Raw genomic sequence first — 14,481 nt, 5'->3', positions numbered from 1 at the left:
TCCTTGGTTTCAGTGCATGACAAAGCCGCCGTTCACGGCCAGGGTCTGGCCGGTGACGAAGCGGGAGAGGCCGGACAGCGCGAACAGCACGGCGCCGCAGACATCGTCGGGGACTTGCTCGCGCTGGAGCGCGCGCTGGTTGCGGTACAGGTCGTGGCGGTGCTGCGGCACGTATTCGGTGGCTTCCACCAGCGTGAGGCCCGGCGCCACGGCGTTGACCGTGACCTGCGCATCGCCCAGTTCACGGGCCAGCGAGCGGGTCATGCCGATGATGGCGCTCTTGCTGGCCACGTAGGCCAGCAGGTTGGGCGCGCCCCACAGCGGGGTGTCCGAGGCCAGGTTGACCACGGCGCCCCGGCCGCTGGCGCGCAGCGCGGGCGTGCAGGCGGCGGTCATCAGCCAGGTGCCGCGCACGTTCACGTTCATCACGCGGTCCCAGGTGGCCACGTCCAGCGCGGTCAGGTCGCGGCCGCCCGAGTCGGTGACCGCGCCGTTGTTGACCAGGCCGTCGAGCCCGCCGAGCGCTGCCACGGCGGCGGTAGCGCAGGCCTGTACCGAGGCCGGGTCGTTGAGATCCAGCGTCAGCGGCACGGCGTGGAAGCCGCGCGCCTGCAGGGCGGCGGCCGATTCCTGCACACGATCGGCGAGGATGTCGGCCATCGCCACGGCGCCGCCGGCTTCGGCAATCGCGGTGGCGAAGGCCAGGCCGAGGCCGCGCGCGGCGCCGGTCACCAGGACCTTGCGGCCGGCAAGGAGGTTGGCCGTCGGGTTGCCAACTTCGGCGTCACGCATGGCTGGGGACTCCGCCTGCCGGTTGCAGCATCGCCACCGGTTCGTTGGCCACTTCGGCATCGGCGCGGCGCTTCAGCAGGCGGCGGACGCGGGTAATGCCGGCGTCGTGCTGGTACAGCATCTCGTGGTCGCGCGCGTTCGGCGCCATCGACTCCAGCACCACGCGGTCTTGCTCGAGGACGTCCCAGTGCAGCCCTTCCAGACGGTTGCGATACAGGAAGCGCCACACGTCGCGCTCCCAGCCCTGCACGTGGCGGGTGCGCCAGAAGAACACCAGGCAGTGGTCCTCGTCCACCGGCGTAGCCATGCCGACGATGCCGAACGGGCCGCCGGGGCCGACCTTGTCACGATAGGGGATGGACAGGCGCAGCCAGAGCGTGCCGGTCTCGCCGAATTCCACCCAGTCGAAATTCACGCCGCGCTGGCCGGTCTTCTCGAAGATCAGGCCGCTGTCGGTCTCGCGGATCTGCATGACGGCCGACTTCTCGCCGCTGGCCATCGAGTGCGAGACGGCGTGCAGGTAGGCGCCGTGCATCGGGTCCATGACGTTGTCGATCGCGTAGCGGTAGTTGCAGTCCCAATGGGCCACGCAGAGGAAGTTGCTGTGCTCGTCGCTGACCAGTTCCTCGGGCAGGCGCAGGGCGTCGGCTTCGGCCGGGGCGCTGTCGCCGAACCACAGGAAGATCGCGCCGGCCTGCTCCTGCACCGGGTAGCTGCGCACGCAGGTGCGGCCTTCCAGCGGGCAGCTCTCCACGGCCGGCACGCTCTTGACCTGGCCGTCGCCGCCCACCTCCACGCCGTGGTACCAGCAGGCCACGCGGTCACCGAGGTTCCAGCCCATCGACAGGCGTGCGCCACGGTGCGGGCAACGGTCTTCGAGCGCGTGCAGCGCGCCGGCGTTGTCACGCCACACGACGATGTTCTGGCCCAGGCGGGTAATGCCGATGGGGGCGTGGGTGACCTGCCACGACGCCGCCACCGGATACCAGTAGTTGCGCAGGCCGCTGTTCAGGCGCGCTTCGGCACGTGCTTGCTTGTTCGATTCCATGTCTTTCTCTCGCTTGGGGTTCCGGAGTCAGGCGCCCAGGCGGCGCATTTCGGCGAGGAACGCAGTCTCGGTCCACGGCTGGCCATCGGCGGCCAGGAAATTCGTGCGGTTGAACGCGCGGACGATGTCGCCCGGGTTCTTGGCGCCGCCCTCGAACGCAGCCTCCAGGGCATCGGCGAGCGCGTTCTCGTACGCGGTGGGTGCCGCCGCACGGGTCTGCCAGACGATGTTGGCAACCTTGCCCGGCTGCTCGATATGGCCCTTGCCCGCTACGTTGTTCGGCGCGGGGCGCTCCCACGGCACCAGGTTCGGGTTATACGAGAGGCTTTCCATTGCGCTTTGCTCCATGGCTTGCTTTGTTGGGGACGGCGGGTTCAACCGCGCTCGCATCCTCAGGCTAGTTTGTTTTACCTGTGAAACACGAGTTTAAATATTGAACACAGGTACGACTATAGACAACGACGCTTCAAAAATTGACTAGGGTTAACCCCTTGAATCGCCAGATCGTGGCGGAGAAGTGACCGGTAGCCGGCTGCTATCGGTCCTGAAACCCTTGCCTCAGTCGTGCAGCGTGGCGCAAACCCGTTGGGCGACGGCCTGGGGCTGCTCGATGTAGCAGGCGTGGCCGGCGTCGGCGATCAGGTGGAACGGAAACTGGAATCGCCCGGCCAGCGCGGACGAGGCGGCCGGCGTGGTCACCACGTCCTGGGCGCCACAGCCAACGTGCATGGGGCGCGAGGCGTCAGCGAGGTATTCGTCGATGTCATCGCCACAGAGCAGTGCCACGGCCTGGCGATAGCCGTCCGGATGCAGGCGGCGCATGTTCCAGCGCACCCAGGCCTGGGCATCGGGCGTGGCCGCCGGGCTGAGCAGGCGGGTGGGGCCGCGCTGGGCGAGACCATCGACGCCAAGGGTGTCGAGCGCTTCAAGCCGCTGGGCCGATACCTCGCGCGACTTGGTCTCGTTGCCCGGCGCGCCATAGCCGAGCGCGGGACTCAACAGGAGGAAGCCGGCCGGTTGCATGTCTGATGCGGCATGGGCGGCGTAGCCGGCGGCCATCAGCGCGCCGAGCGAATGGCCGACGATCAGGTCCGGGCTCACCTGGAGCGCAGCCAGCAGTTGCTCCAGCCGTGCGGCGTAGTCCTGGGCGGTGGGCGCGGACATCGGCAACGGGGTGGAATCGCCGTAACCGGGCGCGTCCCACGCAATGACCCGCGCCCCGGCGGCGAGCAGGCTCGCGCAAGGCAGCCAGGACGCCGCGCCGGAACTGATGCCGTGCAGCAGCACGATCACCGGACCGCGCGCGCCGCCGACCCGGCAAGACACGCGTGTGCCCTGCGCATCGACCATCACGGTGCGCGCCGCGAAATGGTTGTCCAGTGCCGCCAGGAGGTCGGCGCCCGGGTCAAGTGCTCGATGGGGCGCGTTTTGTTCCATATGTGAAACCTGTATTTATGAATAAAACTCCTCGACTATAGGCCGGGTTCCGGGACGTGCGGGATCAGGGTAAACAAGTAGAAGAAATCCACGCCAGGCGCGCCGCCATCACGCAAGGTCCGCACGGCCTCGGCATGCCCCGCAACGGGGCATCGGCGGATTTCACCCGAAAGCGGCTTTCTGCATGGCTTTGCCGAGCGAGGACTGACTTCGCCCGCGCTGCCACTTTCGCAAAGGCGGTGCGCCGCCGTGGAAGCCGCGCACCACAACGATTCCAGGGCTTTGTGGCATCGGCGCCATGCCGCGGCGTCGCCATGTGGCCTCACTAGGGTTCCCCCTGATCTACGCCGCAGGCTCTCCTGTCTATATTTCGCTGAACGTTTCCTATGTAGTTCATTGTTTTACTAATGAAACGAACAGACGGATCGGTCCCCATCATTGCCCGGCCGGACGGAAACGCAGACGAGCCCACGAAAACTAAAGAAGGAAACGGTAGATGAAGATCGGAAAGTACGCGGCAGGCCTGCTGGCCGCAGCGCCCCTGCTGGCCTCGGCGCAATCGTCCGTCACACTGTATGGCGTGGTAGACACCGGCGTCGAGTTCGTCAACAACGTCGGCGCGGCCGGCAATAGCGTGGCTCGCATGAACACGCTGACCGGCACCGTACCGTCCCGCTGGGGCCTGCGCGGCACCGAGGATCTCGGCGGCGGCCTGAAGAGCGTCTTCGTGCTGGAGTCCGGCTTCGCGCCGGATTCGGGCACCGCCAACCAGGGCGGGCGCCTGTTCGGGCGCCAGGCGCTGGTCGGCCTGAGCGGCAAATGGGGCCAGGTCTCGTTCGGCCGCCAGTACACCATGCTGTTCTGGGCCGTGCTCGACCCGGACATCCTCGGGCCGAACGCGTTCGGCTCCGGTTCGATGGACAGCTACATCCCGAACACGCGCGCCGACAACGCCATCGCGTACAAGGGCACCTTCGGCGGCCTGACCGTGGGCGGCACGTACAGCTTTGGCCGCGACGTGGCCAACGCCGGCCCAAGCCCGGCCGGCACGAACTGCGCTGGCGAGAATCCGGCGGACAAGTCGCAGTGCCGCGAGTGGTCCGCCATGATCGGCTGGGACCAGAAGACCTGGGGCATTACCGCCGCGTATGACTCCCAGCGCGGCGGCCCGGGCGCCTTCGCCGGCCTGACCAGCAGCAGCTTCCGTGACGACCGTGCCTCGCTGGCCGGTTACGTGCTGCTCGATCGCACCAAGATCGGCGCCGGCGTGATCCGCCGCGAAAACCAGGGCAGCGCCACGCCGATCTCGGCGCTGTACTACATCGGCGCCGCGTACGACATCACGCCCGCGTTCACGCTGGCTGGCCAGGTCTACTATCTGAACTACAACAGCAGCGATAACAAGTCGATGCTGTACGCCATCCGCGGCATGTACAACTTCAGCAAGCGCACGGCCGTCTATGCGACCGCCGGTTTCATCAACAACGACGGCAACCTGACGTTGTCCGTCAGCGGCGCGCAGGCCGGCGCCAACACGAAGCCGGGCGGCCAGCAGTTTGGCGCCATGCTCGGCATCAAGCACATCTTCTAATAGCGGCGGACGCATGCGGCGCCGGGCAGCGTGTCCTCTGCCTAGGCGCCGCTCGCCACAAGCCCGATGGGAAATCCGGCACAGCACCGTTTCCCCACTCCTTCGCGCAGAGATGCCCCCGCATCGGGCGCGAACCCTGACAAGAGGTGTTTCGATCATGAAGACTGTCCGCCGCAACGTACTCGCCGCCATGGGTGCGGCCTTCGGCGCTGCCGCCCTGCTCTCCGCCCTGCCCGCGATGGCCCAGGGCAGCTACCCCAACAAGCCGATCACCATCGTGGTGGCCTACCCCGCCGGCGGCGACGTGGACGTGCTCGCCCGCCTGATGGCCGACAAGCTCGGCGCGCGGCTGAAGCAGTCGGTGGTGGTGGAAAACCGCACCGGCGCCGCCGGCACCATCGGCAGCGCCTACGTGGCGCGCGCCGCCGCCGACGGCTACACCCTGCTGTTGGCGCCCAACACGCTGTCGATCGCCCCCCTGGTGCTGAAGTCCGGCACCGGCGCCACCTACGACGTGCAGAACGACTTCACGCCGATCATCCAGCTCGGCACGCAATCGCTGTTCGTGGTGGTGGCCAAGACCACCGGCATCACCAAGATGAGCGACCTCGTGGCGCGCGCCAAGGCCGGCAAGCTGGAGACGTATGCCACGCCGGGCAATGGCTCGCCGATGCATATCATGGGCGAGATGTTCAACAAGTCGGCCAGCGTGAAGATCGCGCAGGTGCCGTACCGTGGCACGGCGCCCGCCATCGTCGATGTGCTGGGCGGACAGGTGCCGATGACCTACGTGACCTACGGCGCCGTGGCGCAATACGTCGGCAACGGCAGCCTGGTGCCGCTGGCCGTGGCCGACACCAAGCGCTCCCCGTTCGCGCCGAACGTGCCGACGCTGGGCGAGCTGGGCTACAAGGACGTGGAGATTGGCGCGTGGCAGGCGATGCTGGGCCCGAAGAACCTGCCGCCCGAGATCGTCCGCACGCTGAACAGCCATGTGAACGAGATCCTGAAGCAGCCCGACGTCATCGCCAGGATGGCGACCATCGCCGTCACACCGGTCGGCGGCGAGCCGGCCGTGCTCCAGAAGCTGATTGCGGCGGACACCGCCCGCTACACCAAGCTCGTGAAGGAATTCAACATCCAGGCCGATTAGGCGTCTGAATCTTGAAGGTGCCGGCGCCGAAAACACCGGTAGTACTGGCCACCCCGGCATTGCTGCCGGGGTTTTTTTGTTTGAGCTGATCCCGAATCCAGAACACGGAGACGGCGTACGACATCACCAAGAAGAGCATGCCGGCTAGTAACATCCCCACCATTCGCCATCGATAAACATGGCGCCTCAGGAAAGCGATCACGAGCACCACCAGCCCGGCAAGGATAAGCAAGAGTCCGAAGAACGCGGCAATGGCGAAGTAGGCGGCGGCAGGTCCGACGTACAGATCGTTGCGCTTGAACGGTGTCAGCATCAATGCGATGCAATAGATCATGCCGTCCAGGGCAAACAGCACGGCGATCCCTTGCATAACCCTCAGGAGCACAGCTTTCGGCCTCATCGCAGCCCCTCTTGGCGCAGTCGCTTTGCCAACTCCGTCCAGCGGCGTGGGCTGTCATCCATCACATGCGCGTAGTAAAAGTGGCCTTCCCCTTTATTGGCAATGAACTGCTTTGCAAGAACAGGTGAAGTGGCAATCAATTCACCCCAAGGCATGCCCGCGTAGATCGGGTCACCGTGCCTCCCGAGATCGATCGTCACGACCTTTCTGATGTTCGGGTGCGCAAGGAGGTCCGACAGGAATTCGACATCGATCGGTGACGCGATTAAGACGAGATGGTCTATCACGTGCCCTCCTCGCGCATATGACCACGCGGTCTGCGCAGCGAGCAATGAGCCATAGCTGTAGCCGACAAGGTTGAACTGAGGCGCCTCAGGCACCATTCCGCTCGTAATCGTCCACTCGCCATCGTCGCGATAGCGCACACTGAATCCGGATCTGATCGCGTCCAGGATCATGCCAACCGGCGCCGTTCCCTCTGGCAAATCCGCTGTCGCCGAGTTCGTCAAGCCGGCGAAACAGTGCTCGATCCCCGCCTTCCGGAACGCCTCCAGTTGTGGCCGCACGTAGTCTCCGTCGAGCCCAGCTCCGCCCCAGTACAACGTCCCGCGCGGCCGCAGAAGGTATTCGTTCGTCGACGGTTTTTCCGCAGCCAAGTGCGTTACACCGGGATTCGGCGTGGCGGCTACCGCGGCTTCCTCCTCCTGCTCTGGCGACCGGTCTACTTCGATCGAAAAGATATGCTGCGACGGCAGCACGCGCGGGTGCTCCTTGCACTTGCACAACACGCGCGCGCCCGACACCAGAATCTGCTTCCCATGCAGCGAATATCTCGGATCGCAGTCGTTGTACACCGGCCCGCCCACCTTGCACGCCGGGCAGGTCGCATGGTCGCCTTCCACGCCAACATTGACGCCGTGGTGAATCGTGTACGTGTTGAGCGCTATCAGTACGCCACCTGTCGTGGTGGCGTTGCCGTTCAACAGTACACAGCGCAAATCCTGCATGACCCTTCCTCCTTATCCAGACGATGGCTGGCACCTTCGCCCTGTTCGAGGAAGAAATCTTTGGCGCAAATCAAGGAAAGGATGCGGCGAGATGCGCTGCTTTCGGTGCGGATCTGAGGGGAAATAGGAAGGGTCCGACCGGCTCAGAATTGAAGCGGGGCGGGTATCGGCTCTCCGGCCGGCCCGCCCCAGTTCCGCCTGGTACCCGCTTCTAGGACTTGGTGATATCAAACACAACGTTCACTGGCGATGGGCCGAACGATCCGTTCGGGACCACGCCGGACTGGTTGACGCCCGGCTTCGTCCAGTCGCACACACCGTTGGGGAAGATGGTCTGCAGACGCGTCATCTCTGCGCCCGAGAACATCACCGTGTAGTCAGACGCCGCAATCGGCTTCAGCGTGCACTTGATGATGTTGCCCGCTACGGGCCCGCCCGCTGCGATGCGCGTGGCCGTCCACGAGGGGAACAGCCCGTTGCAGGTGGTGTTGCCGATGGCACTCAGCGTCTGGCGCTCGTTGACGAAGGTCGCGGCGTCGCTCCAGCAACCATCCACCGCCGTGGCCGGCTTGTGGGTGACCACCTTGTCCTTCTGCGCGGTGGTCGTCACATCGGCCTTATAGGCCGCCACCCATTGGATGAAGGTGTTCCACGCCGTATCGGCCGGTACAGGATTGCCGCGCCACATCACGTGGTTGTTGCTGTCGCCGTTGGCCGCCACCATCCGCTCGCGCAGGGCGAAGTGGAAGTACTGGTAGTGGTAGCCCGAGTCGTCGTTATAGATGCCCGTCACGTCGAACACGGGGATGGCCGCCAGCCCGCCATTGGTGCCGATCTGCAGGCCGCTCTGCTGCGCGCGCAGGATGGCGCCGGGGTCACCCTCGGTGCGATTGGCCACATAGTTGGCATCCTGGTCATAGCCGCCGACGTTCTCGTTCAGGTCCAGGAACTGCGTGGTGGTGATCGCCCCGCTGTTCAACGCCGCGAGGCCGTACTGCACGCCCACGTTGTCGTAGGGCCTGAGCGCGAAGCCGGTGGCCTTGTCGACGCCGTAGATGTTCTTCGCGGCATCGTAGACCGTGGGGCGCACGCCGGTCTTGTTGTTGACCGGGTCATAGCGCACCGACGTTGGCACCACGCTGTTGAAGACGCCGGAGTTGTAGCCCGCGTAGTCCACGCGCGCCGGCACCGGATCGGTACGGCCAGCCTGATTGGCGGCATCCTCGAAGGCCTTGCGGCTCTTGTACCCGGTGACCGCCGCGATCTGCGCATCAGTCAGCGCCGATGGAAACAGCGTGATGTAGTGCGTGATCAGGTGCCCGTCAGACCCTGCGAAGGCAATCGAGAGCGGGTCGGGAAAGGTGCACGAGATCAGCACGCCATCGAACAGCCCTGGAATGCGGTCTGCCGGCTGCGTGCTGCCATAGGAGCCGCCCGAGCAACCCGCGCTCACCGTGAACACCGGCACGCCGAAGCGTTCTATCGTGGCTTCCTTCGACATCATTGCCGCCTCGCTGGCCAGCACCGCGTTGCAGTTGTTCGACGCATGCTGGAGCGTGTTGGCGAACGTTGCATAGCCCTCGGCCAGCCGCTGCGTGTTGAGCAGGCTGAAGTCGAAGCCTGCGCTCTGGATGTTGCCGATCGCCCCGCCCTGGATATACCAGCCGCCGGGGCAGCCGAAGCCTTCCACGGCGATGAGGCGCCGGTTCCAGGCCTTGGGCGGAGAAGTCGGCGTGGGTGCGGATTCGGTCGTCGGATCATGCAGGACGGCGTTCTGGTAGATGCCGCGGTCTACGGTACCCGTTTCCACGCGCACGATGAAGGGCGCCTGGGTGCCGCTGAGCGTGGTGACCGTTGCCACGTCAGCCGGGCGTGTCGAGGTGTCGGTCATCGGCTTCAGCGCCCCGCCCTGCGTGGACTGGTAGAGATAGGTCACGCGCGTGGCCACGCTGCAGTTCTCGTCGAGCGGCGCGCCGAGCGTGGAGCCGTCCGGCAGCGCGAACGTGCTGGTCTGGCAGACGAACGGCGTCTGGAAGGGACCCGAGATCACCGGACCAGTGATCGGGTAGTTGGTCATCGTGATGGTCTTGGAAGCCTTGCCCACACTGGCCGTCACGGAATTCGTGCCATTGACGAGCCCGGTCAGCACAGCTTGCTGGTGGGAGGAATCGGTGGGACTGGTCTTGAACTGGGCGCTGACGTCATTGCCGTTCAGCGAGACCTTGAGGGGGCGATCGTTGTTGACCGTGGAAGGCACGCCGATGTCGATCAGCGCATTGCCGCCGGTCACATAATCGGGTTGCGACGAAAGCAGCTGGACGGTTGGCGCGATGCCCGGGTCATCGTCTCCGCCTCCGCCGCACGACGAAAGGCCGATTAGCATAATGCCGGCGAGCGCGACGCCGAGCATTCTCCTGATGGATTTCATGGGAGTCTCCTAATGTTTTTAATGTTTTCAGACAGGCCTGTCATGGATCAGCTGCCTGAGGCCAGCTTAGGAGGCGGTCATCGGCTTTACAACGCGCGTGCAAATTCGCAACGATGCCTTGAAAGAACTGCGCGCGTCTGTGATGTGCGGTTCATCGCCTTAAGGCGTGGCGTGTAAGAACGCCAAGAAACGTGGTGCGATGCGGGGTGGATTTCCTGCGCGCGTTGAAGTTTTGGACGCTGGCTTTTACAACGCGGCGTCCACCATCGCGACAGCCAACCCGACGAGCAACGCCACGGCCGAACCGATAAACCAGCGCACCGTCTGCCGATATTCAGCGACGGCATCATCCTCGATCCGCAGCGCGCGAAATAGCGCGACGATCTGCAGCGCCACGGCGATCAGCAGTGCGGCAGCGGCGAGGATCGCAAGCGTGCCCCATCGCCCAGGTGTCTCGAGCCCCCAGAATTTCCAAAATGCCAGCGAGAAGCCAAGCAGGACTGTAATCGCCGTGATGATGCCTTGCCGGAATCCGGAAGGAACGACTTGCGGCGTGGGAGGTTGGGGCGGGGTGGACGCGGCGTCTTGCTGGGCGGGAGGTGGCAGGGTCATGGCTTGCCTTGTCTTCTGGGGCGCCAGTCGAGTATAGGTGCCGGGATCCACAGAATGCGAATCCTCTCATGGACTGGCGAGGGTGGGATGAGGAAGACTGATCCGACTGAACGACCTACCCGAGATCAAGGACGCGTATGCCCGAATCTAAACTGCCTTCGCCCGCCGAGGCGACACCCGGTCCATCGACCCGCGCGGCCAACGCCGAGGCCGTCCTGGCCGGCCTCGACGGGGTGCTGGAACTACTGGAGAAGCAGAGCGAGACGTCCGAGCCGTCATATAACGCCTACTGCCTGCTTGGACTGGTGCGGGGGAAGTTGGCGGAGGTGCTGCGGGAAGCCAGCCAGCGCTAGGGCCGGAGGCTTCTTCCAGCCGTCAGTTAATGGCCACGACGCCGGACGTCTCCGCCGAAATGGTCTCCACGCCCAGCAACGGGGCGGCGGTCAACTTGACCGGCCCCGCGCCTGGCGCGAGCCAGACCTCATGAATGACCCGTGTAGTGGTCCAGCCATGCTGGGGGCCAGCAACGAATTCCGGCGCTTTTCGGTGAGACTATTCATATACAGCTCTTAATGAGCAAAGAAAAGCCGTCGACAAACGATTTTGCTCACACGCTTTTCCTCAAGCGCTCCCCGCACGACGCACAACAGTCGGGGAAAATCGCGACGCCAGGGCCGGTTGGATTCATAATTACCTCGCCACATTTTGGACAGCGATACTTAAAATACATAAACCAAACTACTACCAACACAGCAAGAAAGAATATTACATTTCCGACGATTTTACTTTATATCAGCACGCTGGAAGTAATGCCAGAAAAAAGGACAAATCCAACGAGAATGATCAATCTTCGCCTTAGTTTATTAAACGACACGACCGAATTTTCAACTTCTTTATTAATCATTGTCGGCCTTTATATTTAAATGCGATCAGATTTACTTTCGCCTCAACCCCAAGACCAAATTCAGGGACAACCACCCTGCGCAATTCAAATCAACGAATCATCATCACCATCTTTGTACGTCTCCTTTGCCCTACGCCAGTCCGACTTCCCAAACACTCGGAGCCCAGTTAATTGAGCTCTAGCCTAAAATCCACCGACGGATAAAAGAAAAAATCCAATGAATATCATCGCCGACACGATATATTTCGAATCGATCTCAATTACTAATCAGCCAAACAATAGTATCGTACCGAGAACAATGAAGATTGCTTGACTAGCTCCAGTGAGGTTTCCATCCTTATACAGCCTACTTATCATATTTTTCTTCATATACACGACTCCACGCTGAATTACGGGATCCTTTGTTCTATCCATTGCAGAGATTCCTTTTACAGTCTCGCTAAATTCATTGATTGCAGGCCCTGCCTTGCGTGTCCTTGATATATGTCACCAGTCGCTTTATCGAAAACAATTAACGAAACCTGTCGCCCTTTCGACTCCACGGGCAGCGTCGGTGACTCCGCTGCGGCAATAGCTTCGGCGCGCCGGGCCGGCGCCTGCACCGTGGCAGCGCGCTCTCGGGCTTCTTGTTGGTGGAGTCTGGATTGGTCTTGCTCGGCGTTGGTTAGGGCGGCGGATTGGCCGGGCGCGGGACGACGTGAGCGTGAGCAGGGAGCACAGAAAAGGCGATGCCACCCGGGAACGAGGCCGCCACCGCAAGGGGAAAGGATTTGGGATGCATGTCAGGCGATATCAGCCAGAGGCGCCTTAGAGGTGCGCTCAAGGCTTTGAGGAAACTGCGACAGAACGAACCGTATATATCCATCTTCCGATCGCCGCCGCATACGAATTACTCGTTCGTCGCACAGTAATTCTGCCATCTTCTGATAATCATATGAATGAACGATGATAACGATACGTTCATCGATAATTTCATGACGATTGGCACGAAATCAAATAAATCCCCTAGACGCCCGCCTTTATACCAAACCAATAGAGACAACAACGCAGACATCGCAATGAAAATTTCTGTGCAACATAGAAATATGAGCAACGAGCAATACCGGGAACGACGGCACGCTGCTAAATAATTTTATTACACATCGCATGTTTCACACCCTACTCATCACCGCGCTCCTTATATGTCTCCTTTGCACGCCTCCACGCCGACTTTTCAAAAGGACGAATTCCTAGCAACCCTGCCCGGGAGCTAACACCTCCAATAATCATTAAAAAGAACCCCGCTACAAACATGATGGCTCGCAAAAATCTTGGGAGGCATTCAAAGTAAAGTCCCGAACACCCAATAGCAATTCCGCCAACAATGAAGATTGCCCGAAACATTGGACTAACATTCCCATTCTTGAGACCTGATATCTTCATTTTCGGAAAACTCCATTCCACCTATCATTTACCCGGTTCTTTATAGCATCTATGCCAATTTCTTTGATAAAAATAGACTCGTAAATTTACCCACTCTTAGCGGAAAATATCTTTATATCGTCCATAGCGTCATCTATCGCTCCAAATAACGCTGTCTCTGCCATCAACGATTGGAGTGTTTCGCATATCGCAGTGAGGCCCACGCCCGGAGATCGGCGGACTAAGTGCCCAAAACAGGTTATCGCCAGCGCCCGCAGAGAAACTTCCCTGCGCATATCCAGCGCGACATCGCGAAGCACTTGCACAACACGCTCAACATCTGTTTCGTACATTGCAAGGCTTACGCAGGCACGAGCCGCATCGGCTTGATTGTCAGAATTCAACAGATCTTCCGCCTGCCTTAGGCTTAGGGGTATTGGGTCTTCATAGTTGCGATGATTGTGGCGAAACATTTACAATGACCCATGTTTAATCTATTTTATCCTCGAATTCTGCAGCATTGCCCGCCCCCGAGAGGTGTTTTTGCCACCGGCGGCACGACGTTCATCTGCTTTGACTTCTAAAGTTTAATTAGCTACGAACTTCCTCTAAATACTTTCCCATTGCTGCCGCGATTCATTCCACACTTCCTTACTCCCGAAAATCTCCACGACCCGCTTTCCGTCGCGGAACTGATACCTGCCAGGGTAAGAATATCGCTGCGGAAGAGGAGGCCATTCCCAGCGATCATCGGCACGACCCTCGATCTTTTCACTAGCCACCTTTGCCAGGTCCTCTTTGATGTCCCAGAAGAAGTTACTCAAGTTATGAGCAAATATCTGCGCCTCCACAAGGGCGCACCTTGCCGTTAAAAGGTCTCCCTCCACCATTGCTTCGTCATATACACGCATCAGTTCAGACAAGCTGACTACGTCACTTGCAAAACGCTGATCATTATCTCTCGAATAGTTCAAATTGAAATCATCATCGATTTTCTGTGGAGACAATCCCCTTGCACTAGCGAAATTCCACAACGAGTCTCTAATTTTTCCAAAAATTTCTATCATTTCGATGTCCTTCCTATAGCAGCTTGCGTTTTCTCCGCATTCAGCGCTCCATCCAAATTCATCACGTACGTGGACTTTCCGTTTATATCGAGGACTTCAGATGATTTTTGTGGTCGCCATCGAGATACACCTGATCGCCTTTCTTCAGATACGGCCCAACGTCATCCGTCACTCTGTAGACACTTTGACCGTCATAGATCTTCGTAGTCTTCCGAATTGATTCGTTTAACTTTGCTCCAAAACCATCGCCGGTCAAACATTGTTTCATATTACCGACTGATCCCGCTCCGACGCGATAGTCTCCTCAACGAATACTCTGCCAAAAACCTTGGTCTTCTCCGCGTCGAAGATCTTGCCGACGCTCTGGGTGGCGTTCTCCGTATTTCGGTTCAGGCTGGCAATGATCTCTTCCGCAGTCTTGCCGGTACGCGCCGTCTGGCCTTCGGCGTTGGTGATCGTTACCGTAACGTCCGTATCGCGCTCCGCGTTGTTCCCGCCGGATTGCCCTTGATCAGTCACTGCTGTTGCCGGGTCAGCGTCGCGATTGCAGTTGCGACTGCCGTAGTCGATGTCGATGTCGATGTCGATGTCGATGTCGATGTCGATGTCGATGTCGATGTCGATGTCGATGTCGATGTCGA

At 61.0% G+C, this 14,481-nt stretch carries 14 protein-coding genes; 4 read left to right on the top strand and 10 right to left on the bottom strand.

Annotated elements, in window-relative coordinates; translation table 11 throughout:
* Positions 1–9: 9 nt before the first annotated feature.
* The 4 genes from SB751_RS26520 to SB751_RS26505 all read right to left on the bottom strand — a co-directional run bounded on the left by SB751_RS26520 (position 10) and on the right by SB751_RS26505 (position 3,277).
* A complete protein-coding gene (locus SB751_RS26520; protein WP_313819008.1) occupies positions 10–792 on the bottom strand; it encodes an SDR family oxidoreductase in 783 nt (260 codons plus the stop codon).
* A complete protein-coding gene (locus SB751_RS26515) occupies positions 785–1,840 on the bottom strand; it encodes an aromatic ring-hydroxylating oxygenase subunit alpha (protein ID WP_250025560.1) in 1,056 nt (351 codons plus the stop codon). The genes SB751_RS26520 and SB751_RS26515 overlap by 8 nt, the downstream gene beginning before the upstream one ends.
* A 27-nt stretch (positions 1,841–1,867) precedes the next feature.
* On the bottom strand, positions 1,868–2,173 hold the full coding sequence (locus SB751_RS26510; protein WP_409558928.1) for a recombinase-like helix-turn-helix domain-containing protein: 306 nt from the start codon (positions 2,171–2,173) through the stop codon (positions 1,868–1,870).
* Positions 2,174–2,398: 225 nt separating this feature from the next.
* Positions 2,399–3,277 (bottom strand): alpha/beta hydrolase, encoded by an 879-nt coding sequence (locus SB751_RS26505; RefSeq protein WP_313819005.1) that lies wholly within the window; start codon positions 3,275–3,277, stop codon positions 2,399–2,401.
* A gap of 496 nt (positions 3,278–3,773) precedes the next feature.
* On the opposite strand from SB751_RS26505, the gene SB751_RS26500 reads away from it, so the two are divergent.
* Complete coding sequence (locus SB751_RS26500; protein ID WP_149138258.1) at positions 3,774–4,868, top strand: porin; 1,095 nt, start codon at positions 3,774–3,776, stop codon at positions 4,866–4,868.
* A gap of 157 nt (positions 4,869–5,025) precedes the next feature.
* Positions 5,026–6,021, top strand: a complete 996-nt coding sequence (locus tag SB751_RS26495) for a Bug family tripartite tricarboxylate transporter substrate binding protein (protein WP_144197756.1) — start codon at positions 5,026–5,028, stop codon at positions 6,019–6,021.
* Here SB751_RS26495 and SB751_RS26490 read toward each other — a convergent pair.
* The 4 genes from SB751_RS26490 to SB751_RS26475 all read right to left on the bottom strand — a co-directional run bounded on the left by SB751_RS26490 (position 6,002) and on the right by SB751_RS26475 (position 10,468).
* Positions 6,002–6,391, bottom strand: a complete 390-nt coding sequence (locus SB751_RS26490; protein ID WP_211943493.1) for a hypothetical protein — start codon at positions 6,389–6,391, stop codon at positions 6,002–6,004. The genes SB751_RS26495 and SB751_RS26490 overlap by 20 nt on opposite strands.
* 26 nt (positions 6,392–6,417) lie before the next feature.
* Positions 6,418–7,428: a PAAR domain-containing protein gene (locus tag SB751_RS26485; protein ID WP_410748720.1), complete on the bottom strand. Its 1,011-nt coding sequence runs from the start codon at positions 7,426–7,428 to the stop codon at positions 6,418–6,420.
* Between the two features lie 211 nt (positions 7,429–7,639).
* Positions 7,640–9,856 carry a DUF6351 family protein gene (locus SB751_RS26480; protein ID WP_410748719.1) on the bottom strand — a complete coding sequence of 739 codons (2,217 nt, stop codon included), beginning with the start codon at positions 9,854–9,856 and terminating at the stop codon, positions 7,640–7,642.
* A gap of 246 nt (positions 9,857–10,102) precedes the next feature.
* Complete coding sequence (locus SB751_RS26475) at positions 10,103–10,468, bottom strand: hypothetical protein (protein ID WP_144197753.1); 366 nt, start codon at positions 10,466–10,468, stop codon at positions 10,103–10,105.
* Between the two features lie 137 nt (positions 10,469–10,605).
* On the opposite strand from SB751_RS26475, the gene SB751_RS26470 reads away from it, so the two are divergent.
* Positions 10,606–10,821, top strand: coding sequence for a hypothetical protein (locus tag SB751_RS26470; protein ID WP_410748718.1), 216 nt, complete (start codon positions 10,606–10,608; stop codon positions 10,819–10,821).
* A gap of 219 nt (positions 10,822–11,040) precedes the next feature.
* Positions 11,041–11,391 (top strand): hypothetical protein, encoded by a 351-nt coding sequence (locus SB751_RS26465; RefSeq protein ID WP_144197752.1) that lies wholly within the window; start codon positions 11,041–11,043, stop codon positions 11,389–11,391.
* A gap of 1,990 nt (positions 11,392–13,381) precedes the next feature.
* Here the strand turns inward: SB751_RS26465 and SB751_RS26460 are convergent.
* Both SB751_RS26460 and SB751_RS26455 read right to left on the bottom strand, forming a co-directional pair.
* Positions 13,382–13,840: a hypothetical protein gene (locus SB751_RS26460; protein WP_144197750.1), complete on the bottom strand. Its 459-nt coding sequence runs from the start codon at positions 13,838–13,840 to the stop codon at positions 13,382–13,384.
* 264 nt (positions 13,841–14,104) lie between these two features.
* A partial coding sequence (locus SB751_RS26455; RefSeq protein WP_410748717.1) for a hypothetical protein occupies positions 14,105–14,481 on the bottom strand: 377 nt, incomplete at its 5' end.

This window comes from Cupriavidus sp. SIMBA_020, from assembly GCF_046535395.1.
Classification (GTDB): domain Bacteria; phylum Pseudomonadota; class Gammaproteobacteria; order Burkholderiales; family Burkholderiaceae; genus Cupriavidus; species Cupriavidus campinensis.
Note: the sequence above shows the minus strand (reverse complement) of the source record. Positions and strands in the feature narration are given on the sequence as shown.

Coding starts and splice junctions, on each gene's coding strand:
- SB751_RS26475 (WP_144197753.1), bottom strand. CDS start 10,468: ATGACCCTGCCACCTCCCGCCCAGCAAGACGCCGCGTCCACCCCGCCC.
- SB751_RS26500 (WP_149138258.1), top strand. CDS start 3,774: ATGAAGATCGGAAAGTACGCGGCAGGCCTGCTGGCCGCAGCGCCCCTG.
- SB751_RS26490 (WP_211943493.1), bottom strand. CDS start 6,391: ATGCAAGGGATCGCCGTGCTGTTTGCCCTGGACGGCATGATCTATTGC.
- SB751_RS26515 (WP_250025560.1), bottom strand. CDS start 1,840: ATGGAATCGAACAAGCAAGCACGTGCCGAAGCGCGCCTGAACAGCGGC.
- SB751_RS26480 (WP_410748719.1), bottom strand. CDS start 9,856: ATGAAATCCATCAGGAGAATGCTCGGCGTCGCGCTCGCCGGCATTATG.
- SB751_RS26470 (WP_410748718.1), top strand. CDS start 10,606: ATGCCCGAATCTAAACTGCCTTCGCCCGCCGAGGCGACACCCGGTCCA.
- SB751_RS26495 (WP_144197756.1), top strand. CDS start 5,026: ATGAAGACTGTCCGCCGCAACGTACTCGCCGCCATGGGTGCGGCCTTC.
- SB751_RS26485 (WP_410748720.1), bottom strand. CDS start 7,428: ATGCAGGATTTGCGCTGTGTACTGTTGAACGGCAACGCCACCACGACA.
- SB751_RS26505 (WP_313819005.1), bottom strand. CDS start 3,277: ATGGAACAAAACGCGCCCCATCGAGCACTTGACCCGGGCGCCGACCTC.
- SB751_RS26465 (WP_144197752.1), top strand. CDS start 11,041: ATGAGCAAAGAAAAGCCGTCGACAAACGATTTTGCTCACACGCTTTTC.
- SB751_RS26460 (WP_144197750.1), bottom strand. CDS start 13,840: ATGATAGAAATTTTTGGAAAAATTAGAGACTCGTTGTGGAATTTCGCT.
- SB751_RS26510 (WP_409558928.1), bottom strand. CDS start 2,173: ATGGAAAGCCTCTCGTATAACCCGAACCTGGTGCCGTGGGAGCGCCCC.
- SB751_RS26520 (WP_313819008.1), bottom strand. CDS start 792: ATGCGTGACGCCGAAGTTGGCAACCCGACGGCCAACCTCCTTGCCGGC.